Source organism: Pseudarthrobacter sp. RHLT1-30-1 (assembly GCF_059383415.1).
This window is the reverse complement of the sequence record NZ_JBWZCG010000023.1, coordinates 26605-51645: the sequence shown is the minus strand read 5'-3', so window position 1 is coordinate 51645 and position 25041 is coordinate 26605. Positions and strand designations below refer to the sequence as shown.

Below are 25041 nucleotides of genomic sequence, written 5' to 3'. Positions count from 1 at the left end.
CGGTCATGGCAACCCCCCGCCTCGTCATCGTCCACCGGCGGACCGAGCTGCAGCAACTCCTGGACCGGCACGCCACCCGCGGCCAGGCCGAATTCTTCCTCCGCACACGCGGCCGCACCATCCAGGCTGTCCAGCAGCGCCACGACCGGTCCGCCGCAGCCCTCGCGGCGGTCCGCGCCGCCGTGCCGGCCGAGTGGCGTTCCGCCGAGGTGGAGCGCGCGGACCTGAGCCGCTTCCTGCTCACCCCGGAGGACATCATTGCGGTGGTGGGCCAGGACGGGCTGGTGGCCAACGCGGCGAAGTATCTCAACGGCCAGCCCGTCCTCGGGATCGATCCGGAGCCGGGAGCGAATCCGGGGGTCCTGGTCCGGCACACGCCCGGCGGGGCGGCGAAGCTGCTGCAGGCGGCCGGCAAGGCCGGCCTGGCGGTGCTGCGCTGCCAGGAACTCGCCACCGTGACAGCGTGGCTCGACGACGGGCAACGTCTCTCCGGGCTTAACGAGGTCTTCATCGGGCACGCCTCACACCAGTCGGCCCGGTACCAGCTCACCTCACCGGACGGCCGGGCCGAACACCACTCCTCCTCGGGGCTGATCGTCTCCACGGGCACTGGCGCGACCGGCTGGTGCGCCTCCATCGCCCTGGAACGCGGCGGTCGCGCCTTGCCGGCACCCACGGACCCCCGGCTCGCATGGTTCGTCCGCGAGGCCTGGCCCTCCCCCATCACCGGTACCGCGCTGACCGAGGGTGCGCTGGAGCCGGGCGAAACGCTCCGCGTCACTGTGGCATCGGACCAGCTGGTGGTGTTCGGCGACGGTATGGAGGAGGACCGCCTGACCGCGTCCTGGGGCCAGGAAATCACGGTCCGGTTGGGCGACCGGCCATTGCGGCTGGTGGGGTAGGTCATCCAGCCCACTGAAACACGCCGTACTTCACTGGACTGTGTTTCGGGGGTGCCTGACAGTTTCGCCGGAGCCGGGCCTAATAGAGGAAGACCGGCAGCCAGTCGCGGTTGTGCGCGTGCACCAGCGCGAGGAACAGAACGAAGTCGAAGAGCAGGTGCACCGTCACGACATAGGTCAACGACTTTGTCAGCTTGAAGGTGTAGCCCTGCAGCAGTGCGAACGGGAACGTCAGCAGCGGGCCCCAGGCCCGGTAGCCGATTTCCCACAGGAAGGACGAAAAGATCACGGCCTGCAGGATGTTGGCGAGCCAGTCCGGGAAGTGTCGTCGCAGCAGCGTGAAGGTGGTGCAGATGAAGAACAGCTCGTCCCAGATTCCCACTGTGTTTACGCCGAGAAAGAGCCGCCAGAAGATGGTGGGTTCGGAGGCGTCCGGCCAGTTCTGATACACCCCGGCGCGGACCAGGTAAACCGGCAGGATCAGGTAGGCGAGTGCCACGACAGCGAGCAAGTACAGCTTCGCGGCCAGGGGCCATTTGTGGCCCGTTTTCAGCGGGAATTTGATGAGGTTCTCGCGGTAGACAAACCGCGACACCAGCCACGGCACGAGCACGGCCAGCGCAAGGACTCCCCCCATCAGCGCCATGTGCGTCAGGCTCAAATCAGCGTTCAGGGGAACTACGCTGATGACGACCATTCCCGCCGCCACCAGCGCAAGGTGCCGTACGAATTCGCGGTCGATCAAAGCGGCAGAGACCACGCTCAACGCCAGCAGGCTGTAGCCCAGGAAGTCATTTTCGACGCCGAAAAGCAGCACTCCGGAGACCGAGAGCAACACCGCCGGCACAAGCTTCCAGGTCAGCGCGGTACGCGGCGTTTGCGTCGAGATCGTGGTCACCCCACCAGCATGTCAGCGCCTGCCCCCGTGCGGAACGCTTGCCTGCCAGCTGCGTCCAGCTCGGTCTCCGTGGTTCCTAGTATGCTCAAGCTCAAACGTGATTGACAGGAGACTGCAGTGGCCGAGACGCTGACAGAGACAACGGTGGCCGAGGTGATGGCCGAGCTGGCCGCGCTCGAGGACCCACGGGCACGCGAGGTGAACGAGAAACACGGTGACGATCACGGCGTGAACCTGGGCAAACTGCGCGCGATCGCGAAGCGGCTGAAGACACAGCAGGAACTCGCACGGCAGCTCTGGGAGACGGGTGACACCGCCGCGAGGCTGCTGGCGATCCTGATCTGCCGGCCGAAGGCGTTCGAACGTGACGAATTGGACGACATGCTGCGCCGGGCGCGGAGACCCAAGGTGCATGACTGGCTCGTGAACTACGTGGTGAAGAAGAACCCGCACTCCGAGGAGCTGCGCCTGGCGTGGTCCGCCGATCCGGATCCCGTGGTGGCCAGTGCCGGCTGGGCGCTGACCACCGAACGCGTGGCGAAGAAGCCCGAGGGCCTCGACCTGCCGGGGCTGCTCGACGTCATCGAGGCGGAAATGAAGGACGCCCCGGACCGCCTGCAGTGGGCGATGAACCACTGCCTTGCGCAGATCGGGATCGAGCACGCCGGGCAGCGCGCCCGCGCACTGAACATCGGCGGGCGCCTGGAAGTGCTCAAGGACTACCCCACTCCCCCGGGCTGCACATCACCGTTCGCTCCCGCCTGGATCACCGAGATGGTGCGCCGACAACCGGACAGGTAGGAGGAGGTTCGTACTCAGCGACACTGTCCATCAGACTCCGCGGGTTGTCCGAACCGGAGGTCGCAGCACAGGATTCCTGACCGACTACTTCCGACCCGTGAGGACCACCTGCACCGCCTGCCAGTGGTTCCAAAACGGGACGGTGCCAACGTTAAGGGCCCTTCAATAAAGGCGCCGCCATTGATGAAGAGTGTCTGTTACTGGGTGTAGCCGAAATCCCGGCGGGTTAGGAGTTCCCCATCTAATCGGACGCGAGCATAGGCAGGGTCCAAGTCGAAGCCGTTGTAGTCCCGTCCAAAGATGAGCAACGCTTCAGCGGCTATGCGACGCCAGTACCTCGCGTCATCGCCGCTGCTGAAATGGTGTGTGGGGTTCTCGGAGTCACTCGGGCCGTAAAAGGGATCAGAGAGTGACACGATTTCGTAGACAAAGTAGCACCCGCCCCCAGCCGCACCGGGGTTCCCGGTTTTCTCGATAGTGGAGAAGGGAAACCGCACAACACCGTGGGAAAGAAGGAAACCTCGTGCTCCCTCCGAGCCGATGCCGCCCGTGAACTGCAAAGCGATATCTCGATCAGGGTCGACTACTCGGCGTTCGTCCGAGAACCATGGCTCACCCTCGGGCAGATAGATCGAAAACAAACCGTTCCCCAACTCAGTCACCAGACCCGGCTGCGCGATCAGGGCGCGCTCGTTAGATAATGCCAGGCTCCAGGTACAGGCCAAACTTACGCCTCCAGCCGACCCGTCGACGTGCGGCGCCCCGGGTACCGGCGCCAAGGGACCCGTTTAGGGCGCGGCCCCCGGTTCATAAGTGCCCGCGCTCCACTCCTGACCTTGCGGGTCCAGCACCCGGGCTCGCCTGGCACCCCAATCCGTGCTTTCGGGCTCGATTACGCTGGTTCCCCCGGCCGCCATGGCCTTGCGATAGAAAACGTCGACGTCGTCAACCAGCAGGTAAAGCCCCTGGCCGGTAGATCGGCCGGCCAGTGCCGGTCGTTTTTACTCGGCATCATTGCTCGCCACCATCAGCACGGCATCACCGAGCCGGACCTCCGCATGAACGACCCGGCCCGATGCGTCGTCCTGGCGGCGGACGACGTCGAACCCGACGCGCTCCATCCACTCCAATGCCGCTGGTGCATCCGGGTAGCTGAGGTAGGCAAAGAGTTTTGCATTCATACCGGGGATGCTAATCCGGCACGCGTTCGTTGGAAACAACGAAAACCTTGAGGGCGGCAACCTGCCCTAAGAGCTCACATTGGCTCTTGCCCTCCCCGGCCGCTGCGCGTATGAGAAAAGCATGGGTTCGCAGCGAGACATCCTCCGCGGTCGCGTGGCCGTCGTGACAGGTTCTACACGCGGCCTGGGGTACGCCATGGCGCGTCTGCTGGGTCATCAGGGCGCGACGGTGGTGCTCGCGTCAAGGTCGGACGTCGACGTCGCGGCCGCTGTCGGGCGGCTGCTCGCGGAAGGGATCGCGGCGTCGGGACGTCGCTGCGACACCGGTGAGCCCTTCGACGTCGAGGCCCTGCGCGACGATGCCCTAAGCCGCGGGACGCTCGATATCTGGGTCAACAACGCCGGAACCTCCGGTGTCTTTGGGCCGACGGCGTCCACGCCGGTCGACGACTTCACGCGAGTGGTGCGCACGAACATCCTCGGCACCTTCCACGGGGCGAGGGCCGCGTTGCCGGTGTTCCTCGCGCAAGGCCATGGCGACCTCGTCAACGTCTACGGCCAGGGCGACCGGGGGCCGGTGGCGCTGCAGAACGCGTATGCGTCGAGCAAGCGCTGGGTCCGCCAGTTCACCGAGACGTTGCGGCTGGAAACCAGGGGCACCGGCGTCAGGGTGCATGGCATGAATCCTGGCCTGGTGACGACGGACCTCCTGGGGCACATCACGTCCCAGCCGGGGTACGAGCAGCAACTGGGCGGGCTGCAGATCGTCGTCGGGCTCTGGGGGCAAACCGCTGACGACGCCGCCCGCCCCCTCCTGCACCTGGTAACCTCGGACGCCGCCGAGTTCCGGTATCTGACCCGGACGACCATGGTGACCCGCGGGTTGCGCAACGTGCTGGCCGGCCGCCTTCGTCGTGCCAACCGGATGCCTCTGGACGTCACTGTCCTGGACAAGAACCGCCAGGACTGACTGGGTGCGTCCTCCGTCCGCCGGTAAACGCGGCCGGGCCTTGAGCAGGGCGCGTCAGGATTCGGCCCGGCGTTTGAGATTCGTGAATTGACGGCTCTGCATGACCCAGTGGCCGGGCTCCAGAAACACAATACTCAGAATGGGCTGCAGCCATTTCGGCCGAAATGACCAGTACCCGCTCACGACCACTCGGGTGCGCCCGCCTGCCGCATCCTTCAGCTCGAATCCCCACAGCGAGTCGGTGAAGAACCGGGGCCGCTGTCCCGCCGGATCGAACGGGCGCCCGCGCAGGTCAAGTGACATGCGCAGACCCAGGAACCGCTCCGGATCCCGGGCCGCGACCTCCCACCACTGGCTGCCGTCCGGCCTGGCCGTCAGATGGTCGCCAACGGCGATGCCCTGCCACTCGGGATGAACCGTCCGAGCGCTGGTGCGCCCAAAGTTGTCCAGCCGGTCCCAGCTGTACCACCCGCCCCGGTCGGTCCCCATCTGCACCAGCCAGGGCCACACCCGCGAGCGCGGCGCGTCAATGGTCACGGCCATGGTGGCGCTCCGAGTCCCGTCCGGGATGAGCCCGTCCCCCGGATAGGGCCCGTGCGCTTCCTCCGCGGTCGCGCCGGCGCGGAGCAGGCGCGGCCGAACAAGCGCCAGGTAAACGGCAGCAAGACCAGCGACAGTTCCGGCGACGATCACCCGCCCCGGTTTGCGACGTGCCATCGTGACTCCCCTCAGGGCCTGGTTGTTGCCGAAGGAATGCGAGGATGCACTGCCGCGCGTCCCGGTTTCGAATGAATTCCGATCAGACCTCAGGTTTACCAGCGCGGCAGCAGCCGCATGAAGAGTCCTTGGCCCCCAGGATTGACCTGCGTCCCGATGACCTTTGACCCTGTTGGCCCCGGCCGGTCAGCCGTTGACTGGATAAACCGTCGTAAGGTCACTACCCTGCTGGCTGACGCTCGCAGGCTCTGAGGACACCGGAAAATGTCGAGCACACACCATCACCCTCCCCGGCTTCGGAGGGCCGCACCGCCCGGACGCCCACCCCGCAACGCCATACGCAGAAGCATGCTCACGGCCGGAGCGCTCTCGTCGCTGCTCTACGTGGTTGCCACCGACGGCGTTGCGGCGTCGATGTGGGACAGTTACCGCCGGACGGAACGGATGGTCAGCGAGCTGTTCGCCGTTGGTTCCCCCGGTCGTGACTTCCTCGGCGTAGCCATGTGGTTCTTCCTGCTGCTGTTCGTCGCTTTCGGGATCGGCGTCTGGTATTCGGCTCGTGGCAACCGGGCGCTGCGTGTTGCAGCCTGCCTGCTCATCGGGTACGCGTTGTTCGAACATCGTGGCAGGCTTCTTTCCGCTGACACTGGGTGAAGAAACGTCTGTTCCCATGCATATCGTGGCCACCAATTTGCTGCTCCTCCTGATGGTCGGTGCAATGTGCTTTGTGGCCGTGGGGTTCCCCGGCCGGATGCGTGTGTACACGGTCACGTCGCTTGTTGTTATGGCGGTCACGGCGGTTCTTTCGTTCGTCGCGGCCCCGGGACCAAACCTCCTGCTGGGCATCGGGGAACGTATCAGTATCGGCACATTCCTGCTCTGGGTAGCGGTCCTCGGCGGCGCGCTGTGGACACCCGCGGCGCCGGCTGCTGCAGGCAGATTGCGATCCTCCGGGCACGGAAAGCATTAGGCCCGGAGGGCAGCAGGCGCGGAAGGCATTAGGCCTTCCGGCACTGGCCCGACGGCAGCGCCCCGGCGTATTCTGGGCACACATTATGAGCGCGATAGCTGGTCAAACATGGCGCCGAAGAAGCGAATCAGGACTCGTGTGGCCGGGGCCCTTTGGAGGATCCTCGGATTCTTGACGGTGAGCGCGAGCTGCGGTGTTTTAGTCGCCAGCCTGGCGGTCCCCGGCGTCGCTGCTGCCGGCGTCGCGGTCAGCAGGTCCATCACCTTCTTCAACAACCTGCCCGCTGAGCTGGCGGTTGAGCCGCCGTCGCAGTCAACCAAGGTGCTGAGCGCGGACGGGAAGCCGATCGCCACCTTTTTCGCTGAAAACCGCGTGAAGGTAGGGCTGGACCAGATGTCGCCGTATATCCGGGACGCGATCGTCGCCATCGAGGACAGCCGCTTCTACAAGCACGCCGGCGTCGACCCGCAGGGGATTCTCCGGGCGCTCACATCCAACCTGACCGGCGGCGGCAGACAGGGCGCTTCCACCCTGACCCAGCAGTACGTAACGAACGTGGTCAATGAGTCCCTGCTGTCGGCGGACAGGAGCGATCAAGTCATCCTCAGCGGGCAGAAGAGCGTCGGCGACAAGGTACGGGAGATGAAGCTCGCCCTCGAGCTGGAAAAGAAATACACGAAGGACCAGATCCTTGAGGGCTATCTGAATATTGTGTTCTTCAACCGGGACGCGTACGGCATTGAGGCCGCGGCCCGGCACTTCTTCAGCACAACCGCAAAGGACCTCACCCTGCCGCAGGCTGCCCTGCTGGCCGGCCTGGTCAACAGCCCCACCTTCTACGACCCCACCGACAATCCGGAAAACTCCATCAAGCGGCGGAACCAGGTCCTCGACAAAATGCTCAGCGAGGGGAAAATCCTCCAGACTGAGCACGACGCCGCCGTCGCCAGCGGTGTCGACCTGCAGATCGCGCCGGCAAAGCAGGGGTGCTCGGCGGCTGACATGGCGCCGTACTTCTGCGACTATGTGTCCCACCTGATCCTCAACAACCCGGCGTACGGCGTCGACGTCACGGACCGGGAGAAGAAGCTGTACCGCGGCGGCCTGACCATCACCACTACGCTGGACAGCCGGCTGCAGGCCTCCGCGCAGGCGCAGGTCGACGCCACCGCCGGGGCCAACCCGGACAGGTGGGGCGCATCGCTGGTCACGATTGTGCCAGGCACAGGCAAAATCCTCGCGATGGCGCAAAACACCGTGTTTCTTCCCGCCCCCGGGAAATTCGATACCCAGCTGAACTTCAACGTGGACGCCAGGGACGCCGATGGCAACGACCTGAACGGCGCCGGCGGGTTCCAGCCCGGGTCCACGATGAAACCGTTCACTTTCGCGGAGTGGCTCAATGAAGGCAAGTCCTTGGTCGCCGAGGTGGACGCCTCCCAGCGGACCTATCCGCTGGACTTCGCCTGGAAGTCCAGCTGTGGAAAGGTTCTCGGGGCCTACAACACGGCCGAAAAGGCCCTCGGCGCGGCCGACGACCTCCAGAACAACGACGAGGGCTATTACCGCAAAATGCCCGTCAATTACGGGCTATACAACTCCATCAACACGGCTACTTTCGCTGAGGCCGCCCAACTGGACTTCTGCGGCATCCAGGCAATGGTGGATGCCGTCGGACTTCACAGCGGCGTGGACAACGCCCAGATAAACATGCACCAGCTGGGCAACCTGCTGGGTGCCATTGGTGTGGCGCCGATCCACCTGGCCAATGCTTTTGCGACGTTCGCCGCCGACGGCCTGTACTGCGCCCCGATCGCCGTTACGGCCGTGACCGACGCGGCGGGACGCGAGCTGCCGGCCCAGCTGAGTGACTGCCGCAGCGCGGTTAAGCCCGAGGTAGCCCGCGGCGTGAACTCCGTCCTTCAAGACGTGCTGAGAAAGGGGTCCGGGATCTATATCCAGCCCAAGGTCCAGGATCACGTCCCGGTCGCAGCCAAGACCGGCACATCCAACAACAACGGCGCGACCTGGGTGGTGGGCTACACCACTGGCCTTGCCACCGCCTCCTTCTTCGGGGACACCCTGGAGGGCCAGAATCGGCCGGGCCAGAACGTCACCATCAACGGCAAGTTCTACAAGAACATTGACGGGTACATGCTCGCCGGCCCGCAGTGGGCGAACTACATGCAGCAGATGGCGGGACTCTACCCGGCCGCACCCTTCGCTCCGCCGCCCGAGTCCATGACCAAGCCCTGAGCTGCCGCCACTGACCGCTGTGTCCCGGTTCCGGGTTTGTAGACACTCCCTACGGCACGCGGCGCTGTTTGGCTTAGGTCAGAGTCCACGAGCGTTTTGACAGGCCGAACCAGAACCCGTCGATAGCGGTTTTGGCGTGCAGGTCGCCCGAACCGTAGGCTGCCCCGAGCGCCACATACAGCGGGGCCCAGTGTTCACTGCGAGGGTGCGCCTCGCGGGCCGCCGGCGCCTTGTGGAGGAAGTCCAGGATGGAGTCCACGTCGCCGCGCGCCATGGCTTCCTCTGCCCATTGATCGAACTCACGGGAGACCGAGGGCGGGGTACTGTCGGGTCCGCCGGCGGGGTTGAACCAGCGCAGATTGTGCGTGGTGAAACCCGAACCGACGATCAGCGTGCCGCGGTCGCGCAACGGCGCCAGCGACTTGCCCAGATCGAACAGGCCCTGCGGATCAAGGGTGGGCATGGACATCTGCACGACCGGCACATCGGCGTCCGGGAACATTTCCTTGAGCGGGACGTAGGCGCCGTGGTCCAGGCCGCGGCTCTCGTCGCGCTCGACATGGTGGCCATGGCCGGCCACGAGCTTCTCCACCTCGGTGGCCAGCCCGGGAGCCTGCGGGGCGTTGTAGGTGACGTCGTAGTACTTCTGGGGGAAACCGCCGAAGTCATAGACGAGTCCGGGATTGCGCCCGGTGGCGCTGAGCGTGACCGGGGCGTTTTCCCAGTGGGCTGACACCATCAGAATGTCTTTGGGCTTGTCGAACGTGCCGGACCAAGCGTTGAGTTCGCGGGTCCAGGTGGCATCATCAGCCAGCGGCGGCGCACCATGGCTGAGGAAGAGAACCGGGGGGCGGTCAAGTGTCGTAGTCATGACATCATCGTATCCGGTTTTACTTGAAGGTTCAAGCGTCTGGCCTACTTGCTCTTATAGGTCGTCAGGCACGGCCGTGCCATCACCGTTCCCGGGCAGAGCCGCGAGGCCGTTGAGGACCAGGTCCAGCCCGAACTCAAACTCCTGACCGTAGTCGTAGCCGGGCTTCATAACATGTTCCATCGTGAACTCGGTGAGGTAGGGGTAGTCCCCGGGGGACGACTGATCCATCAGCTGCCCGGCAACTTCGGTGACCGTCTCGGGGCCGTTGAGGGGCAGCGTCGTCTCGGACAGGGCGAACCCGTATAAGTAGGCATCGATCACGGCGAACGCGTGGGCTGTCATCTTCACCGAAAAGCCTGCTTCGCGCAGCGTGCCGATGACGGCGTTGTGGTGCTTCAAAGTCGCCGGCCCGGGGCTTGTTCGCGTCTGCACGAGGCCGATCGCCCAGGGATGACGCAGCATCACTTCACGGGCGGATGCCGCCCGCCGCCGCATCTCGGACTGCCACTCGCCACCGGCCACCGGCAGGTCGATTTCACTGAAAACGATGTCGACAATGCCGTCGAGGACCTCATCCTTGTTGGCGACGTGGTGGTAGAGCGACATCGGCTTGACCTCCAGCGCGACGGCCAGGGAGCGCATCGTCAGGGCGTCAATGCCGCCTGCGTCGGCGACCGCCACAGCGCCGCGCAGCACCAGGCTCCGACTGAGCCGGGGACGGGCGTGGATTGTTGCTGGAGACATCCGGATCCCTCTTTCATTTCAGGCCGTAGACCTTTCGTACTTAGTACGATACATTGACCTTACTTAGTAAGGCAAACTGTGGAAAGGAAATGCCATGAAGGACCCGAGGAGCGCGAGCACCGCGGAAAATCCGGAAACCGGGGGCACGATGGAGGCCATCGTGCAGGACGGGTACGGCACCCGCGACGTTCTTCGCCGGGGCCGGATTGCACGACCGGTGGTTGCTGCTAACGAAGTGTTGATCCGCGTGCACGCGGCGGGGATGGACCGCGGAACGTGGCACATGATGACGGGCCGGCCGTATCTCCTGCGGGTCTTGGGGTTCGGATTCCGCGGGCCGAAAAATCCGGCGCCCGGCATCGATGCGGCCGGAACTGTCGCCGCCGTCGGATCCGCGGTGTCCCGGTTCGCCGTCGGGGACGAGGTGTACGGCATGTCCCGGGGATCCTTCGCCGAGTACGCCGCGGCATGGGAGGACAAGGTCGCCCACAAACCGGCGAACCTGTCCTTTGAGCAGGCGGCGGTGGTGCCGATTTCGGCCGGCACGGCCCTCCAGGCGCTCGACGCCGGAAGGGTGGAGCGCGGGAACAAGGTGCTGATCCTCGGCGCCTCCGGTGGCGTCGGCACCTACGCCGTGCAGCTGGCAAAGGCCCGTGGAGCGGAGGTGACCGGCGTGTGCAGCGCCGGGAAAGCCAATCTGGTGCGGTCTCTCGGCGCCGACCATGTCCTTGACTACGCGCGGGATGACTTCGCCGACGGAAGTCGTCACTACGACCTGATCCTGGACGTCGGAGGGAACCCGCCGCTGTCACGGCTGCGCCGGGCCCTCGCATCCTCCGGGACGGCCGTCATCGTGGGCGGCGAGGAAGGCGGCAGGTGGACGGGAGGCTTCGGGCGGAGCCTCCGGGCGCCGCTGTTGTCGCTGTTCGTGCGTCAGCGCCTGACCATGCTCGCTTCCAAGGAACGCGCCAGCGACCTCGAACGGCTCACCGCTCTCATCGAGGCCCGCGAGGTGATGCCGAGTGTCGACCGGACGTACACCCTGGACGAGGTCCAGGAAGCCATGCGGCATCTCGAAGCAGGGGACGTTCGGGGCAAGATTGCCATCACCCTTATCCGCGGGCCAGGCCGTCCAGCGCCCGGCGGGGATAACGTGGCCCCATGAGTGAACACGTTGATGTGTTGATTGTCGGCGCCGGGCTGAGCGGCGTAGGTTTCGCCAGCCGGCTGCAACGCGAACTACCCGGGAAGACTTTCACAGTCCTTGAGTCCCGCGGTGCGGTGGGAGGCACCTGGGATCTTTTCAGGTACCCGGGCATCCGCTCCGATAGCGACATGTATACGCTCGGCTACTCCTTCCGGCCCTGGGCCGGCGCCAAGGCAATCGCCGACGGCGATTCGATCCGCGACTACATTGAAGCAACGGTCGCTGACGAGCACCTCGAGTCGCGGATCCGGCTGCACCACCGGGTGTTATCGGCCGCGTGGTCAAGCGAAGACGCGCTGTGGACGGTCACAGCCGTCCCCACCTCCGACGGCGAATATCGAGAGGACGATTCGACGTCGGCCACCGGGCTGCCGGTCACGCTTACCTGCTCGTTCCTGTCCGTCTGCTCGGGCTATTACCGTTACGACGAGGGGTTTACCCCGGTCATCGAGGGTGCCGACACCTTCGCGGGGTCCATAGTCCACCCGCAGCACTGGCCTGCGGACCTCGATTACGAAGGCAAGCAGGTGGTGATCATCGGCAGCGGTGCCACCGCGGTGACACTCGTGCCGTCGATGGCGACGTCGGCTGCCAGGGTCACCATGTTGCAGCGCTCCCCCACCTATATCGCCCCCGTGCCGTCCCGGGACCACCTGGCCGACCGGCTCCGGGGCAAGGTGCCGGCGCAACTGGCGTACGACGTCGTGCGGGCAAAGAACATACTCTTTTCGATGCTGACGTACCAGCTCAGCCGGCGCCGGCCGGAAACGATGAAGGCAATCCTCCGCAGCTCAGCCATCGCCAAGCTGCCGGAGGGCTTTGCGGTCGACACGCATCTGGCCCCGTCCTATCAGCCCTGGGACCAGCGGCTCTGCGCGATCCCCAACGGGGACCTTTACCGCGCCATCAGTGCGGGCGCCGCCGATATCGTGACCGACACGATCGCGCGGATCACCCCGGGCGGGATCGACCTGGTCTCGGGCAGATCGATCCCGGCCGACGTGATTGTCACGGCGACAGGACTGAACGTGCTCGTAATTGGTGGCATGACTCTTACTGTCGACGGCGAGCCGGTGGACGTCGGCAGGACGTTGACCTACAAAGGCATGATGCTCGACGGCGTCCCCAACTTTGCGCTGACGGTCGGCTACACCAACGCGTCCTGGACCCTGAAAGCGGATCTGGTCGCCGGCTACATCTGCCGGGTGCTGAAGTACCTCGACCGCCGGAACCTCCAGTGGGTGGCACCCGAGGCTCCCGCCGACGTCGTGAACGCTGAGCTGACATCCCTGATCGACCTGAAGGCCGGCTACATCCTTCGCGACGCCGACCTGCTGCCCAGACAGGGCGCCGGCTCGCCCTGGCGTCTGCACCAGAACTATGTGCGCGACTTCGCCCTGCTCAGGGCCGCCCGCCTGACGGACCATGTCCGTTTCGGCCGGCGCGGACAGCGGGTGGTCACGTCCGGACGGCAAACCACGGCAGCGCCCCGGGACCCGCTCAGTCTCCCGGGAACCGGACACATCAGCGTCGCGGGGAGGCGTTTGCGCTATCGGAAGACGGGCGCCGGGGAGCCTGTGCTCCTTCTGCACGGCATCGGCCGGAGCCTCGAGGACTGGAGTGAACAGCACGATCGGCTCTCGGCGCGCCACACGGTCTACAGCGTGGACCTGCCCGGCTTCGCCTACTCCGACCGGGTCTCCGGGCCGGCGACTTTGGCGAAGCTTGCTGACGTGCTGCCCGCCGTCCTCGACGCCCTTGGCGTGAACGGACCGCTTCCCGTCGTCGGCAATTCGCTCGGCGGTGCCGTCGCCATGAGGTTCGCTGCCGACCATCCCGGCCGCGTCTCAGCCCTGGTTCTCGCCGACAGCGCCGGGTTCGGCCAGGAGGTTGCCCTGGTCCTGCGCCTGCTGGCGGTCAGGCCGCTCGCGGGTCTCCTTATGCTTCCTGACGCGGCAGCTTCACGCCGCACGGTCCGGTCGCTCTTCTACGACAGGGAGCTGGTGACCGATGCCCGCGTGGACCATACTTTCGCCCTGTCGCATCGGGCGGCCCACCGCCAGACGGTCCTCGACGTCGTCCGGGATCTGGGAACGGTTTTCGGCATCAGAACAGAATGGCGGACGGCCCTCGTCGAGGCCGTGGCGCGCCTGGACATTCCGACGCTCGTGGTCTGGGGCGACCACGACCTTGTTCTCCCGTTCAGCCACCTCAGGGCGGCGACTGCGGCGTTGCCAAACGCCGAGTCGTACGCCTTCCCGAACACGGGACACATGCCACAGATCGAGCGGCCCGACGAGTTCGCCGCCGTCGTTGAGGACTTCCTCTCCCGAGTGGATCTGCCTGCAGAACGCTGGGTCTCAACCCCGAACTGACGTACGCTGGCGGAAGCCTAGCGGCCCGGGAGACCAGATAGGCGCCGCCTGATCCATAGCGGCCGGTCCCGCTCCGGGGTCACCTGATTTCAAGGGTGCGGAATGTCCCGAAGAGTCATTATTCGCCCGCCGACCTCAACTCGAATGAAACCGTCTTCCCGTGAGGGGCCGTCATAGTTCCAACCGAAGATAATCAGTGCCTCAGCGGCCGCCATAAGGAGTCTGTCTTTTGTCTCCTCGTCAGGAAACTCGTATGGGTCAATTTTCCCGAGGAGTTTGGCCGTTGGGCTCACCCCAAAGCTGTCAAAGCGTCGGAGGATGTACTCCTGACCCGTCGTTGGATCCGTCAAATCTTCGTCGTCGACTTCAAAAGGAATCACTGCATCACCTGCAGTCAACTTGAAGGCGCCGCCGGGGCGGTAGGCCAGTCCAGCTACCCGTTGCAACCTGATCTTCCGTTCCGGGTCAGCAACATACCGGCGGCCGAGGAGGGGATCCCTGGGCTCGAGTTGATAAATACTAAACACTGTTCCTCGTCTCACTGAAAGTTAGGGTAATTACACGCCTTGTGATGGGCCAGGGCGCGCTGCGGGGACCGCCGCCAGCCCCTTAATCCGGCAGGAGCCTGCGCTTCAAGGTGGAAATCCACCCGGTCTTGAGGCGCGGCGCGAACCACGTCTCGAGCTCGCCGGCGCTCCACGACGGTGCCCGCACCAGAATCAGTTCCCGATCCTCCCGGAGGACCCCAATAATGCCGTCCTCACGGGATAGCTGGCGGACCAGCCGGTCAATCTTGAATGACCATTCGTGGGCGATCTCGTCGCTCAGACCGATCTCGAAGCCGTCGAGGAGCGCAGCCGCGTCCTGGCCGTCGGCCACCAGGCGTTCGCGAAGCCGCTCCAGCGCCGGACCGCGCTCGTCGAGAAACTCCTGGAGAGCGGCGGCGGCCTTGGCTTTGCTCAGGTCAAGATAGTTGGTCATTCAATCCCCCAATGTCGTCCTCGAAGCGTACACAGCAGAAGGGCTGAGAGACGGGCGCCTGCCCGTTCAAAGCACGCCGTCCAGGGCGACTTGGTGAAACCGGCATTGCCGGAGTCACGGTGAGGATCCTCGCCGGGCTTTGCGAACTGAAGGCAAGATAATACGCGGATCGCAGCAGGCGCCATCGGGACATCAGCCTTGCAGTGCCGATGACCTTTCATCTTGTTGAAAGTCCTGGCCATCCCGGAAGTACTTACACGGGCGCCCGGACTTCGATAGGATCTCGCCCCTGACGAAGAAAGATACCGAGCGTCAAGACGAGACAAACGATGGAGTCGTCGCGATGACAAATGAACGCGTCGTTCTGGTTACCGGCGGCGCCCGAGGGATAGGGCGGTCAATAGCTGAGCACCTGGCCGAGAAGGGTTGGAAGGTGATCGCCACGTTCAACACCGGTCACGACGAAGCGATGGAGCTGACGCGCACTCATGGTGTCGAAGTACGGCAGCTCGACATGACTGACCGATCCGCATCGCTGGACTTCGCTCGCAAGATCCAGACGGAATTTCCCTTCGACGCGCTGGTGAACAACGCCGGGATCCTCGAAAAGGAAGGCTTTGACGAATTCACCTTGGGTGCGTGGGATCGAGCCCTCGAAGTGAATGTGACGGCACCCCTGATCCTCGCCCAGGAAGTTAGCCGACACATGGGCACCGGCGGCAGCATCGTGAACATAGCCAGCACAGACGCGCACATCGGGTCCTTCAGAAGCATCGGCTACTCGGCCAGCAAAGCGGCACTTCTTTCCGTCACCCGGAGCCTCGCCAACATTCTTGGACCCAGAGGAATCCGGGTCAACGCAGTAACGCCGGGCTGGGTCGACAGCGGCATCATCAGCGAATCATACGAAGCAGCAAGCCTGACTCCGCTGGGTCGAAACGGAGCACCTGGAGACATAGCCGAGGTCGTCGCATTTCTTCTAAGCCCGGAAGCAGCGTTCATCACGGGTGCCTCCATCGTCGCTGACGGCGGGTACAGCGGCGTGGACTACTACATGAAGCAGGAAAATGATGCTGCTGATCCCCCATCGGCGCCACCATGGTGACGTTCTGGAGGCCGGCGAGTTCGGCGTCCAGCTGTGCCCGAACCCCGGCGGCCACGGATCGTGTCAGGGAATCGTGACTCGTTCGTCGGTGTGCACAGACTGCGGGCCCGTGGCGGGGCAGTTGATGGACTTCATCGCCCGGACGCCGTTGTCGAAGGTGAACCTGAGGCATGCGCTGACGGTGCGCTGCTGACCCCAGAAGCCTCCGCTGGTGGTCAGATGATCCCTGAGATAGAGGTCGTTGACGAGGACGCCGTCGGCCGTCCAGGTCAGGGAGTAAGTGCTCGTCAGGTTCCCGGTGAGTCGGCGCGTGAGCTCGCTGCGGTCCGCGGGATCCACGGCCGTCGTGATGTACGTGAAGGTGTCCATGGCCTCGCCGGCTTTGTCCCGGATGGCGTTCCGGCCCATCTCCTCGATCCTCGGCCTCGCACATGACGCCAGGGTCAGGACGACGACGGCGGCGGCCAGGACGCGGCGTGCCCTGCGCGCCATCAATCCCGTTCCGTCCTCCGAGGACCCACCCCGGGTGGGTCATGCCGTGAACCAGCGGATGGCAAAGAACATGACGAGGCAGGGGAAGGTGAGAGCAGGGATCAGACAGCGGATCATCGGCTTGGACGGAGCGTCAACCTGCAAGGACTGGTTCAGGTCCGCGGGGTCGTAGGCACCGACAGGATCTCCCCGGGCATCGGCCTGTTGGTTTAGGAGACCTCGGATTCCCCGACATACAGGACTCCGCGCGGGTCGATGAACTGGTAGTACGGCCAAAAGCGGACTTTTCGTGTGGTGTTGCCCCCGCCGTTCGTCCAACCCTGGCCGCTGCCGGTCACGGTCGCCTGGACCTTCGGCCAGGGCGATGAGCCGCTCCTGACGCCTGGTTTTCCGTAGTGCCTGCGTCGTCGCCACAATGGCTGCGACGACAAACAGCGCCCAGCTGGTGTACATCACGATCTTCAATGAGTCCCCCAGGTTGATTCACCAAGCAGAGTGTGTCAGCTGGCCAGGGTTTCCCGGGCTTTTAGCTGCGCGGTGGGCCAGCCAGCGGCTGGGCAACGCCGGGACTCCGGTCATCCGTGGATCGGGGCAGGCACGCGCGGAGCCTGGCCTACTCAGGAGCGAAGACGGGTAGGGCGTCACCCCTTGCGCGAGCCCGGCGGAGGACTAATCTGCGGACCGGCAACGATTGGCCAAACGGGCCTCTGTTCCGTCAGCTCTTCAGGACGCTTCCAGATGCCGGTATTATCCGACCATGGGCAACATAGTCTGGACGGCCGGAGCGACGGCCGTCTTGGTGTTCGCGTTAGCCTCCTGTACGGCCACACCAGGTCCCGACGTTACGCAGGTTCCGGCCCCGACCGCGAGTCCGACGACGACCGCGAGTGCGCCGACGACCGCGCCGCCCCTGGGTAATCCTTCGGTGAAGGGCGCCACTTACCGGAAAATACCTGATCAGGTGTTGTTGCACTTGACAGTGCCGGTAAGCCGGATATTTCCGGGGACCTGACGAACATCATGCAGGGCGACACCGGAGACTGCTATTTCCTGGCAGCCTTGCTGACCGTAGCCGCGCGGGCGCCCGACACCGTCCAGAATATGGTTCAGGATAATGGCAACGGCACCTACACGGTTTCATTCCACAGCAAGTACGACGGGGTACCCAACCCGGTGAAGGTGACCGTGACCGGTGACCTCCCTTATAGCGACGGCTCACCCCTCCAAAACGGCATCGAAAAGATCGGCGGCAAAAACGTTTCATGGGCCGCGATCATCGAAAAAGGGTGGGCGGCAGCGAACGGAAACGCTTACAAGAGCATCGACGGAACCGACCTCAGTAACGCCAAGGATCACGACGTACATAACGCCCTCTATGCCATCACCGGCCAGGTGGGGTCGACCGTAATCCCGGTGGCCCCATGACGGGAGTGAGCTTTGCGCAGATGCAGCAGGACTTCACGAACGGCCTCGTGACGCTTGGAACCTCCAACTCTGACGGCAAGCTGGTATCCAACCATTCCTATGCCCTGTTTGGGCGTCAACCCCTCCGACCAAACCGTTGTGGTTGGAAATCCCCAGGGCGGTCAATCCACGCTGAAGTTCGAGAAATTCCAGTCCACGAACATCAACCAGTACATCGCGATACCCGAATATCACTGAGAATCTCATCGCGGCTTCCGGCTCTTCGGCGCGGACAACGACCTTGTCTAGGGTTTCTGCCGGCCCATTGTCAGGCAAGAAGCCTGAAGTTAAAATTGGGCCTGTCCCGAGGAGGTGAGTGATGCTCGAAGAGACGGAGCTCCTGCAGGCCCTGCGGCGTCACTGGGAGTACGCAGGCAAGGACGAGGACGTTTCCCACGAGATTTACCACGACGACGCAGTACTGGAGTTCCCTCAGTCCGGAGAACGGTTCGAAGGTGTGGAGAACTTCCGCGAATGGCGACGGCAGTACCCGGCAAAGCTCAAGTTCCACACCCGACGAATCACCCAACGTGACGACCTGGTCGTTGTGGAGAACCTGATCAGCTACGACGGCGCGCCATGGATGTACGCCGTCAGCCTGATGGAGTTCAAGGGAGACCGGGTTGCGCACGAGCGGCTCTACATCATGGATGGTTGGGAGGCGGCGGAGTGGCGCGCCCCATGGCGCGCCGAACGGTCTGCAGACCCGGCCCCGCCACCCCCGTAGCTCGACGTCCGATTCCCGTTTGTGGCGGCCCTGGCCCTGCTTCCCCCTTCAGCAGACATCGCATGGAGCCGGAAACATCACATAGGGTCTGCCAGCCCTTCTCTTGGGACCAATACCGCCATTACCGTGACAAATACCGGCGGCCTCTGAAGCCCAAGCGCGATCTGAATGAGGAGATTTAATTGTCCGAAGAGGGCGAAGACCCGACAGCGGCCCCTACAGCTGAAGACACGGCTGCGAGCCGGTGCAGCCAGGTGGAGTACACCCTGAAACCGGCACCACGGATCCAGTTCAGACGAGAAGACTGGCCATAGTCGATACTCGGCCCAGGGACGTTGAACGGCGGTCTTCCGGACGGGGAGTTTGTGGCAGGGCGGTATCCTCGGGATCATGACTGAAAGCCCCCAACTGAGGACCCGAGCACGCGATTGGATCGCAAAAGCCCGTTCATTTCACGACCGACAGCTCACCAGGCACCGCAGGGTGAGGCGCCTCGGGCCCATGAGATTCACCACGGGCCAGGCCGTGACGAACGCGAGCGCCTTTTTTGTTGCCGGGGTCGACAGGCTCAGCAGGCTTACCGGATTGGACTGTCTTGGGGGTTATGCCGGGGCATCCTGGGAGGCAAGTACGTGTTTCCCGTCCCCGACAGCAGTATCGCCAGTCGCAGAGGCCCTGCCGACGTCGTCAGTAAAAGCGCTGCCGAGCTCGACGGTACGACACCGGACGAAATCCGGGCCTACGAAAACAACATGGTTCTCAAGCACCGACTCAAGGGCACACCCGGGCTGGGCGCCGCGCAGGCGCTGCAACGCCAGCGCGACGCGGCCCGGACAGCCGAGGGCGCCGCTGGCCTAGCCACTGGAAGCCTAACCGGGCTGTCACTGGTTGACGCGCAGGCCTTTGGCGCCGTTGCTGCACACCATGGGCAGCTCGAGAGCCGGTGGCTGGCCTATGAGGTTGACCCGCACCTGCAGTTCGACTTTCCGGCGATGTCCGACACTGCTTTCCCCGCCACCGCCGCGATGATCAGGGCGAGGCGGAAGGCCGAGCAGGCAAAGTCAGAAGGCAACACGGCGAACTATCAGTCCGCTGTAGGGGCTTTCGGCGGGGATCTGGCGGCAGCCGAGGCTGCCGCGGGAGTACCTCAGAAGTAAGCCACAGGATAACCGGATGCTGGGGTCCAGGGGCCTCCCGGTGGGCAGCGTGCTACTGCCTGGCGATAGAGTAGGCGTTGAACGGATCCGATTCGATGTCCTTGGACTCCACGTTCGCGAAGCCGGCGTCGGCGAGCATCGACAGCGCGAGCTGGTGCCAAACCCGTCGCCGTCGAGTCCGAGCGAAACGCACATGCCGTGGAAGGTTGAGATCGCGTGCAGGTAGCTGCCCCAGGGGACCTCGATGTTCTCCTCCACGTTGCTGGATGCCTTGATGTCCACCATCAGAAAGGTCCCGTCCGGCCCCAGCGCCCGGTGGATGTTGCGCAGCAGCGCCGCCGGATGCGCCTGGTCGTGGATGGCGTCGAAAGCCGTCACCGCGTCGAAGCGGGCCAGTCGCCGCGGGCGTACGCCGTCCGCGCTGTGGCCAGCAACCCGTCACGCTCGTCCATCCATGACTCCGCTTCAACGGTTGCGCCGGGGATGCCCGCCGGTCGAGCCACTCTCAAGGCAAATTCCTCTGCCCGCCTGGGACACGCGGTTCCATGTGCGACCAGCCGTTCTCGGTACGTTTTGGGGCAGCTACTAACGAGCTGAGGCCGTCCCTTAGGGGCCGGCCTCAGCTTTCCCTCAGCAAAAGGAATCTGTGGTGCAGCATCGTCGCTGCGGAAATTCCTCCGTGCGTGCTAGCAGCTCGATCGAGTGTTCTCCCTGCGCGTCTCACCGTTCGTGATGACAACCTGGGAGTTGGCGCGGCACGTCACGCCAGCCTCGGCAAAGGTGCTCTGGCTACTCAGCTTTGTCAGGTTGCCCGTCAGCGTGTAGTGGGTCTTGTAGTCGAAGGACGACTCGCCGTCAGTCACTTGATCGCGGGTGTTGGTCGTGTAGTGGCCGTCGACGTTTCGGGTCACCCCGCGGTACTGAGAGGTGTATGACCCATCGGGGTTGCTGGTTTGTGTGTGTTCCACCACGGCGCGGTTGCTGCCCGGGTCGGACGGCGGCGCGGCCAGCGCCGGCGAGGCAGTGAAGGCGAGAGCCAGGCCAGCGCCGGAGGCGACGACCAAGCGGGTTAAACGGTTCATTGTTAGGGTCCTTCCGCTACTTGCCGGGCGGCCCCAGCCGCAGTGAGTGGAGTCTAGCGATCGTCTCCAGCTCCGTCAACCGGTCGACGAGACTCATGAATAGTGCCGGTGAACGTCATCAATCTCGGCGACCGAACCATCTTTCGAAAGATGGCGGCGACCGCGCCGTTAGTGGACTTCTTTGAAGCCGGATTCTTGCACCTCCGTCGCGACGGTCAAGGAACTTCACCTGCTGATGCTTGAGTCCTGTGAGGTCGGGGCCCAGCGGTCTTCTGTATCCAAGTGCGCGACGATCACGTCCCAACCTTCTTGACGACATCGCCTGTCGGTGTTGAATCACTCGTCTAGCATGACGGTTCAGGACGGAGGGCGCCGCAATAGTGGCCGCCGTCCCGCTGCCGGCGGAATAGTAGTCAGCGGCACGGCTGTCCTGACTCCTGTCACACGGACAACCGCTAGTCCGAGTTGCGGCCGCGGTCGGGTGGTCAGCCGCGATACCATCACGATTGACGTGCTCACCAGCCTGCCGCCCGCAGGCTCCGTGCGTCACACCCGCGCCGGACTACGGTTTTTCCTGTTGACCAAGCACACGGTGCCCGGTACCTGCGGAGGCATATAAAGGAGCGAGGAAAACGCTGTGACCGGACAGACGAACCTGAGCGGACCGCACTGGCGGCGAATCGTGGCAGCCCTGGCCAATAACGACGCGCGGACCGCCTACGCACAAATCGTGCTGGGCGCCAGGCTCCCCGATGTCGTTCCTGAGCTGAATGCCCAACGCCGGGACAAGGCCATCGCCGCTCTGCTTGAGTCCGGGCTGGTTGAACGGAATGCTGCCAACGAACTGGAGGCGTCCGGGGCGATCTTCCGCAGCCTGCTCACCCAGCAACCCCGACGACAGGTGCATGCCGGATTGGCTCGCTTCATGCGTCTGGGCAGGATTGACCGGTATCCGGCCAACATGGCGGAGCGGCGGGAGCTCCTCGCCTGGATTGTCCGTGAGGCCATCGAGCCCGGCGAGCACTTAACGGAAAAGCAGGTAAATGAACGGCTTCTCAGTTATTCCGATGACGTCGTTATGCTGCGCCGATACTTGATCGACTTCAAACTATTGCAGCGGACGCCCTCCGGCTCCTCCTACTCCCTACGCGTCGAAACGTAGGAATGCGGGAGGGCCGCCGGATTCTGAGCGGTCAGCTGGCGCGTTGGCTCTCCGCGTCCCTGGGAGTTGGGAACTCCCCCGAGACGAACGCCCGTGGCCCAAGCGCGGCCCGCATCGGTGCCCCCAGCCCCCTCTTGAGTTCGGTCCAGGATGCGGATGTCGGAGAGGTCTTGGAGGACCCGGAGAGCTTATGCATACGGTTGAGCCGGTCGGGCAGGGAAATTGTGGCGCAGGAGCCCACCGTGACCAAACTCAGCAATGATGGTCCTGTGCCGACCTTTCCTTTCACAAATGCCCGGCCCGTCGACGCCGTTCCCCGGGGCCGCATCGGCTACGACCTCTCTCCGGGGAACGGCTCTTGCTCCACACCATTCGGCCGCAGCTCCAGCGGATGGGAAGAAGACTCGCAAAGACGGGTAACAGTGCGCTCTGGTTCTGGGCCAAGATCAGGCGCCAGGACCTGGTTGACTTCTGCAGGCGACCCAAGGGAGATATTCTTCTGACGTGCAAGGTCCCTCCGGAACGGGTGCTGCTCTCGCATTTTGGCGACTGGCATTCGGTCCTGAACGCAAGCCCGCTTGTCTGGGATCTTCCAGGCGAGAGCGACGAGGACTTCGGTGCCCGGTTGGATCGTGTGTTCGACGATTTCGAGGACCGGATCAGGACAGCAGGATCACAGGGCCTGAGCATCGCACATTGGCCGGAAGGTCTGAGGATTGAAGTCGAGGAGGGTTGGAAGAGCATCCTGGAACCGGGCAACTATGGCCGTTTCGGGACCTGGCAGGCCACCACGCATGAGTTGCGCGCCGAGGATGTGGTGGAAGCTGTCAGGCTCGAGACCTAGGCGATATCGAGGATCAGCGGCATGTGGTCGCTATGTGCCAACCAGTCCTCAGAATCTCCCACTATGAGACGCGCTGGCACCCCATCGCTCAGGAATGCGTAGTCAATGTGATGCCCGAATTTCCGGTTCCGTGTGTGGAAGTACGTTTTGGTCGGCTCCGCCCCTTGGTCCTTCCCACCGTCGCGGTGGTATACGCTGCTGAGCCCAATACCACCTAGCTTTTCGACCAGCAAGCTGTGGTTCCTTCCCGGATGTACTCTGTCCCAGATCGTGTTGCTATTGAAGTCACCCATCAGCAACGCCGTTTCGCCAGTAAGAAAAGCTGCGTGCCGGTCGACAATTTCGTGGGTCACGCGCACATATCTCAGATCGCGATTGAGTTGATGTGCCCACAGGGCGACGATGTTAAGTCCGTCCACCGAAAATGGGAGATGCCAGGGCAGGCCGGGATCTGCATTTTCAGTAACTTTGTAGCGGGCGCTGGTGAGTCCCAGCACTCCCAGCCCTTTGTTTGGGTTACTGCCCGTCCATGCGGCAAAAGGGTCCCGAGCAGCAGTGATGTCTTTCTTCGCAACTTCTTGAAGAATGACGACGTCGGGCTGAAGCGCGTCGATCAGGTGGCGTTTCTTGTAGTAGGCCATGGAACAGTTCCACGAGACGATCCGCACTGGGTTCCTTTGTGCTCGGTTGTTGGAATTTGTCGGCGTCACCCAGTTTAACGCGGTTAAGCTGGGCGGCTTGCGGAAGAGCTGTTCGTCCTGTTGTTTCCCGGATTCCCGGCCTCTCCTTGGAGCAGGCACGTATGCTGCCATGGGTGCAACATTCAGAAGCGGTCGCTCGCACGACGCGCGACGCGTCATCGTGAGATCCGGCGGCCCAATCACCGGCGATAGGCTAAGCGAGCACATTTAACTCAGCAGCGAGGAAAGATAGAGGCCGACGTGGTCGCAGTATGGGGAATCCACAACGATGCATTGTCGAACGAACTGGTCGACCACGGATTCATCAGCATCGGTTGGGATGCCATTCCTGACATCCGCTCTATCGGTGGCGACCGGGATCTCCTTAAGAAGGCACTGGAGCACGCCTATCCCGAAGCAAAGGCTGGTGCCATCCCGGTCTGGGCCGGAATTCTCCTACGCTTCGCCTATGAGATGAAGGAGGGTGACGTTGTCATTGCTCCCTACCGCGCCGACAGTACACTGAACTTCGGTGTCATTACCGGCGAGTACCAATATCTTCAGGACGCTCCGGTGCACCCGCACCGTCGGTCGGTCCGCTGGATCAAGACCGGAGTCTCCCGCGGCCTGTTCCCGCAGAAGGCGTTGTATGAGATCGGCTCTGCACTGACCTTGTTCAAGGTCAAGAAAAACGTCCAGGTATTCGAACGATTCCTAGAATCCGGAGCGGAGAACATACCTCAGGACGAACCCGAGGGGATTGAACCGGAATCGGTCGACGAATGGATCGAGACCGAGCCGAGCGCTGCCCGCCTGGACCAGTTCACCCGCGACTTCATCCTGAAAACCCTGCTGCAGGATCTCTCCCACGAGGAATTTGAGCACTTCACAGCCGACCTGCTTCGGGCTATGGGGTACCAAGCACGCGTCACTCCGTATTCGTCTGACGGCGGGATCGACGTTATTGCGCACAGAGACCCCCTCGGCCTCGAACCGCCAGTGATCAAGGTCCAGTGCAAACACACAAGTGCCCAGCAGTCGCGCCCCGATGTCCAGCGTCTGAGCGGCACCCTGGCGCATGGCGAACTTGCACTCTTCGTCTGTCTGGGCAGCTACAGCAAAGACGCCGTCGGTTATGAGCGGGAACGGCAGAATCTGCGCCTGCATACTGGTGCAGACGTCGTCGAACTGACACTCACGCACTATGAGAAGCTGGCACCCCGATGGCAGTCACGCATCCCCCTTCGCCAGGTTTACGTGGTTGACCGCGCGAATGAGGGGCGCTGAACAAACCTGCTGACTGGTGAGTGGTTCGCCGTTCTGCTGACCGAGGCACCGTCGTCGCAGCGGGCAGGGCTCTGAACCTCACAGTGACACTGACGGGATTTTGGTGACACTATGGTGCGCCCATTGGTAGTGCACTACCAATGGGCGGAACCAGAATAGCCGCCT

At 63.7% G+C, this 25041-nt stretch carries 28 protein-coding genes and 1 pseudogene; 15 read left to right on the top strand and 14 right to left on the bottom strand.

Annotation, left to right across the window (positions count from 1 at the left end; genetic code table 11):
• Positions 1–5: 5 nt before the first annotated feature.
• A complete protein-coding gene (locus AC50YM_RS15740; RefSeq protein WP_494957886.1) occupies positions 6–902 on the top strand; it encodes a diacylglycerol kinase catalytic domain-containing protein in 897 nt (298 codons plus the stop codon).
• A gap of 79 nt (positions 903–981) precedes the next feature.
• Here the strand turns inward: AC50YM_RS15740 and AC50YM_RS15735 are convergent, their stop codons facing one another.
• Complete coding sequence (locus AC50YM_RS15735; RefSeq protein ID WP_494957885.1) at positions 982–1800, bottom strand: CPBP family intramembrane glutamic endopeptidase; 819 nt, start codon at positions 1798–1800, stop codon at positions 982–984.
• A gap of 156 nt (positions 1801–1956) precedes the next feature.
• On the opposite strand from AC50YM_RS15735, the gene AC50YM_RS15730 reads away from it, so the two are divergent.
• Positions 1957–2601, top strand: coding sequence for a DNA alkylation repair protein (locus AC50YM_RS15730; RefSeq protein ID WP_494957908.1), 645 nt, complete (start codon positions 1957–1959; stop codon positions 2599–2601).
• A gap of 197 nt (positions 2602–2798) precedes the next feature.
• Here the strand turns inward: AC50YM_RS15730 and AC50YM_RS15725 are convergent, their stop codons facing one another.
• From AC50YM_RS15725 to AC50YM_RS15715, 3 genes are all read right to left on the bottom strand, one after another.
• Complete coding sequence (locus AC50YM_RS15725) at positions 2799–3242, bottom strand: hypothetical protein (RefSeq protein WP_494957884.1); 444 nt, start codon at positions 3240–3242, stop codon at positions 2799–2801.
• Positions 3243–3389: 147 nt separating this feature from the next.
• Complete coding sequence (locus tag AC50YM_RS15720; RefSeq protein WP_494957907.1) at positions 3390–3554, bottom strand: VOC family protein; 165 nt, start codon at positions 3552–3554, stop codon at positions 3390–3392.
• Between the two features lie 48 nt (positions 3555–3602).
• A complete protein-coding gene (locus tag AC50YM_RS15715) occupies positions 3603–3782 on the bottom strand; it encodes a VOC family protein (RefSeq protein WP_494957883.1) in 180 nt (59 codons plus the stop codon).
• A gap of 121 nt (positions 3783–3903) precedes the next feature.
• On the opposite strand from AC50YM_RS15715, the gene AC50YM_RS15710 reads away from it, so the two are divergent.
• A complete protein-coding gene (locus tag AC50YM_RS15710; RefSeq protein WP_494957882.1) occupies positions 3904–4752 on the top strand; it encodes an SDR family oxidoreductase in 849 nt (282 codons plus the stop codon).
• Positions 4753–4806: 54 nt separating this feature from the next.
• Here the strand turns inward: AC50YM_RS15710 and AC50YM_RS15705 are convergent, their stop codons facing one another.
• Entirely contained in the window at positions 4807–5295 is a 489-nt protein-coding gene (locus AC50YM_RS15705) for a hypothetical protein (protein ID WP_494957881.1), read from the bottom strand.
• A gap of 522 nt (positions 5296–5817) precedes the next feature.
• Between AC50YM_RS15705 and AC50YM_RS15700 the strand changes: the two genes are divergently transcribed.
• The 3 genes from AC50YM_RS15700 to AC50YM_RS15690 all read left to right on the top strand — a co-directional run bounded on the left by AC50YM_RS15700 (position 5818) and on the right by AC50YM_RS15690 (position 8695).
• Positions 5818–6123: a DUF998 domain-containing protein gene (locus AC50YM_RS15700; RefSeq protein ID WP_494957880.1), complete on the top strand. Its 306-nt coding sequence runs from the start codon at positions 5818–5820 to the stop codon at positions 6121–6123.
• Positions 6124–6139: 16 nt separating this feature from the next.
• Positions 6140–6439, top strand: a complete 300-nt coding sequence (locus tag AC50YM_RS15695; RefSeq protein WP_494957879.1) for a hypothetical protein — start codon at positions 6140–6142, stop codon at positions 6437–6439.
• A gap of 108 nt (positions 6440–6547) precedes the next feature.
• A complete protein-coding gene (locus AC50YM_RS15690; protein ID WP_494957878.1) occupies positions 6548–8695 on the top strand; it encodes a transglycosylase domain-containing protein in 2148 nt (715 codons plus the stop codon).
• 73 nt (positions 8696–8768) lie between these two features.
• Here the strand turns inward: AC50YM_RS15690 and AC50YM_RS15685 are convergent, their stop codons facing one another.
• Together AC50YM_RS15685 and AC50YM_RS15680 are read right to left on the bottom strand one after the other, a co-directional pair.
• Positions 8769–9566 carry a dioxygenase family protein gene (locus tag AC50YM_RS15685; RefSeq protein WP_494957877.1) on the bottom strand — a complete coding sequence of 266 codons (798 nt, stop codon included), beginning with the start codon at positions 9564–9566 and terminating at the stop codon, positions 8769–8771.
• Positions 9567–9620: 54 nt separating this feature from the next.
• Positions 9621–10313 (bottom strand): TetR/AcrR family transcriptional regulator, encoded by a 693-nt coding sequence (locus tag AC50YM_RS15680; protein WP_494957876.1) that lies wholly within the window; start codon positions 10311–10313, stop codon positions 9621–9623.
• 94 nt (positions 10314–10407) lie between these two features.
• On the opposite strand from AC50YM_RS15680, the gene AC50YM_RS15675 reads away from it, so the two are divergent.
• Positions 10408–11478, top strand: coding sequence for an NAD(P)-dependent alcohol dehydrogenase (locus AC50YM_RS15675; RefSeq protein WP_494957875.1), 1071 nt, complete (start codon positions 10408–10410; stop codon positions 11476–11478).
• Positions 11475–13895, top strand: a complete 2421-nt coding sequence (locus AC50YM_RS15670) for an alpha/beta fold hydrolase (protein WP_494957874.1) — start codon at positions 11475–11477, stop codon at positions 13893–13895. The genes AC50YM_RS15675 and AC50YM_RS15670 overlap by 4 nt, the downstream gene beginning before the upstream one ends.
• An 89-nt stretch (positions 13896–13984) precedes the next feature.
• Here AC50YM_RS15670 and AC50YM_RS15665 read toward each other — a convergent pair whose 3' ends face one another.
• Together AC50YM_RS15665 and AC50YM_RS15660 are read right to left on the bottom strand one after the other, a co-directional pair.
• Positions 13985–14422, bottom strand: coding sequence for a hypothetical protein (locus tag AC50YM_RS15665; protein WP_494957873.1), 438 nt, complete (start codon positions 14420–14422; stop codon positions 13985–13987).
• 82 nt (positions 14423–14504) lie between these two features.
• Entirely contained in the window at positions 14505–14876 is a 372-nt protein-coding gene (locus tag AC50YM_RS15660) for a hypothetical protein (RefSeq protein ID WP_494957872.1), read from the bottom strand.
• A gap of 343 nt (positions 14877–15219) precedes the next feature.
• Here AC50YM_RS15660 and AC50YM_RS15655 point away from each other — a divergent pair, with 343 nt between their 5' ends.
• On the top strand, positions 15220–15981 hold the full coding sequence (locus AC50YM_RS15655) for an SDR family NAD(P)-dependent oxidoreductase (protein WP_494957871.1): 762 nt from the start codon (positions 15220–15222) through the stop codon (positions 15979–15981).
• A 63-nt stretch (positions 15982–16044) separates the two neighbouring features.
• On the opposite strand, the gene AC50YM_RS15650 is transcribed toward AC50YM_RS15655, so the two are convergent.
• Positions 16045–16473: a hypothetical protein gene (locus AC50YM_RS15650; protein ID WP_494957870.1), complete on the bottom strand. Its 429-nt coding sequence runs from the start codon at positions 16471–16473 to the stop codon at positions 16045–16047.
• Positions 16474–17493: 1020 nt separating this feature from the next.
• On the opposite strand from AC50YM_RS15650, the gene AC50YM_RS15645 reads away from it, so the two are divergent.
• The 3 genes from AC50YM_RS15645 (at position 17494) to AC50YM_RS15635 (ending at position 19821) form a co-directional block, all read left to right on the top strand.
• Positions 17494–17898 (top strand): C2 family cysteine protease, encoded by a 405-nt coding sequence (locus AC50YM_RS15645; protein WP_494957869.1) that lies wholly within the window; start codon positions 17494–17496, stop codon positions 17896–17898.
• Positions 17899–18256: 358 nt separating this feature from the next.
• A complete protein-coding gene (locus AC50YM_RS15640; protein ID WP_494957868.1) occupies positions 18257–18664 on the top strand; it encodes a nuclear transport factor 2 family protein in 408 nt (135 codons plus the stop codon).
• A gap of 632 nt (positions 18665–19296) precedes the next feature.
• The gene (locus tag AC50YM_RS15635) at positions 19297–19821 is read left to right on the top strand and encodes a hypothetical protein (RefSeq protein WP_494957867.1); all 525 of its coding nucleotides are present in this window, start codon (positions 19297–19299) and stop codon (positions 19819–19821) included.
• Positions 19822–19873: 52 nt separating this feature from the next.
• Here AC50YM_RS15635 and AC50YM_RS15630 read toward each other — a convergent pair whose 3' ends face one another.
• From AC50YM_RS15630 to AC50YM_RS15620, 3 genes and pseudogenes are all read right to left on the bottom strand, one after another.
• Positions 19874–20014, bottom strand: coding sequence for a hypothetical protein (locus AC50YM_RS15630; protein WP_494957909.1), 141 nt, complete (start codon positions 20012–20014; stop codon positions 19874–19876).
• A gap of 116 nt (positions 20015–20130) precedes the next feature.
• Positions 20131–20199 (bottom strand): annotated as a pseudogene (locus tag AC50YM_RS15625) (hypothetical protein); the annotation flags it as partial.
• Between the two features lie 308 nt (positions 20200–20507).
• Positions 20508–20903 carry a hypothetical protein gene (locus AC50YM_RS15620; protein ID WP_494957866.1) on the bottom strand — a complete coding sequence of 132 codons (396 nt, stop codon included), beginning with the start codon at positions 20901–20903 and terminating at the stop codon, positions 20508–20510.
• 637 nt (positions 20904–21540) lie between these two features.
• On the opposite strand from AC50YM_RS15620, the gene AC50YM_RS15615 reads away from it, so the two are divergent.
• Together AC50YM_RS15615 and AC50YM_RS15610 are read left to right on the top strand one after the other, a co-directional pair.
• Positions 21541–22065: a DUF2087 domain-containing protein gene (locus AC50YM_RS15615; RefSeq protein WP_494957865.1), complete on the top strand. Its 525-nt coding sequence runs from the start codon at positions 21541–21543 to the stop codon at positions 22063–22065.
• Positions 22066–22423: 358 nt separating this feature from the next.
• Positions 22424–22909: a DUF3841 domain-containing protein gene (locus tag AC50YM_RS15610; protein ID WP_494957864.1), complete on the top strand. Its 486-nt coding sequence runs from the start codon at positions 22424–22426 to the stop codon at positions 22907–22909.
• Here the strand turns inward: AC50YM_RS15610 and AC50YM_RS15605 are convergent.
• The gene (locus AC50YM_RS15605; RefSeq protein ID WP_494957863.1) at positions 22906–23721 is read right to left on the bottom strand and encodes an endonuclease/exonuclease/phosphatase family protein; all 816 of its coding nucleotides are present in this window, start codon (positions 23719–23721) and stop codon (positions 22906–22908) included. The two genes, AC50YM_RS15610 and AC50YM_RS15605, sit on opposite strands and share 4 nt — an antisense overlap.
• A gap of 129 nt (positions 23722–23850) precedes the next feature.
• Between AC50YM_RS15605 and AC50YM_RS15600 the strand changes: the two genes are divergently transcribed.
• Positions 23851–24876 (top strand): restriction endonuclease, encoded by a 1026-nt coding sequence (locus AC50YM_RS15600; RefSeq protein ID WP_494957862.1) that lies wholly within the window; start codon positions 23851–23853, stop codon positions 24874–24876.
• Positions 24877–25041: the final 165 nt, after the last annotated feature.

Bases quoted from the DNA above. Each gene is read 5' to 3' on its own strand.
- AC50YM_RS15740 (WP_494957886.1), top strand. From the start codon at position 6: ATGGCAACCCCCCGCCTCGTCATCGTCCACCGGCGGACCGAGCTGCAG.
- AC50YM_RS15730 (WP_494957908.1), top strand. From the start codon at position 1,957: ATGGCCGAGCTGGCCGCGCTCGAGGACCCACGGGCACGCGAGGTGAAC.
- AC50YM_RS15715 (WP_494957883.1), bottom strand. From the start codon at position 3,782: ATGAATGCAAAACTCTTTGCCTACCTCAGCTACCCGGATGCACCAGCG.
- AC50YM_RS15710 (WP_494957882.1), top strand. From the start codon at position 3,904: ATGGGTTCGCAGCGAGACATCCTCCGCGGTCGCGTGGCCGTCGTGACA.
- AC50YM_RS15705 (WP_494957881.1), bottom strand. From the start codon at position 5,295: ATGGCCGTGACCATTGACGCGCCGCGCTCGCGGGTGTGGCCCTGGCTG.
- AC50YM_RS15700 (WP_494957880.1), top strand. From the start codon at position 5,818: ATGCTCACGGCCGGAGCGCTCTCGTCGCTGCTCTACGTGGTTGCCACC.
- AC50YM_RS15695 (WP_494957879.1), top strand. From the start codon at position 6,140: ATGCATATCGTGGCCACCAATTTGCTGCTCCTCCTGATGGTCGGTGCA.
- AC50YM_RS15690 (WP_494957878.1), top strand. From the start codon at position 6,548: ATGGCGCCGAAGAAGCGAATCAGGACTCGTGTGGCCGGGGCCCTTTGG.
- AC50YM_RS15685 (WP_494957877.1), bottom strand. From the start codon at position 9,566: ATGACTACGACACTTGACCGCCCCCCGGTTCTCTTCCTCAGCCATGGT.
- AC50YM_RS15680 (WP_494957876.1), bottom strand. From the start codon at position 10,313: ATGTCTCCAGCAACAATCCACGCCCGTCCCCGGCTCAGTCGGAGCCTG.
- AC50YM_RS15675 (WP_494957875.1), top strand. From the start codon at position 10,408: ATGAAGGACCCGAGGAGCGCGAGCACCGCGGAAAATCCGGAAACCGGG.
- AC50YM_RS15670 (WP_494957874.1), top strand. From the start codon at position 11,475: ATGAGTGAACACGTTGATGTGTTGATTGTCGGCGCCGGGCTGAGCGGC.
- AC50YM_RS15660 (WP_494957872.1), bottom strand. From the start codon at position 14,876: ATGACCAACTATCTTGACCTGAGCAAAGCCAAGGCCGCCGCCGCTCTC.
- AC50YM_RS15655 (WP_494957871.1), top strand. From the start codon at position 15,220: ATGACAAATGAACGCGTCGTTCTGGTTACCGGCGGCGCCCGAGGGATA.
- AC50YM_RS15650 (WP_494957870.1), bottom strand. From the start codon at position 16,473: ATGGCGCGCAGGGCACGCCGCGTCCTGGCCGCCGCCGTCGTCGTCCTG.
- AC50YM_RS15645 (WP_494957869.1), top strand. From the start codon at position 17,494: ATGCAGGGCGACACCGGAGACTGCTATTTCCTGGCAGCCTTGCTGACC.
- AC50YM_RS15640 (WP_494957868.1), top strand. From the start codon at position 18,257: ATGCTCGAAGAGACGGAGCTCCTGCAGGCCCTGCGGCGTCACTGGGAG.
- AC50YM_RS15620 (WP_494957866.1), bottom strand. From the start codon at position 20,903: ATGAACCGTTTAACCCGCTTGGTCGTCGCCTCCGGCGCTGGCCTGGCT.
- AC50YM_RS15605 (WP_494957863.1), bottom strand. From the start codon at position 23,721: ATGGCAGCATACGTGCCTGCTCCAAGGAGAGGCCGGGAATCCGGGAAA.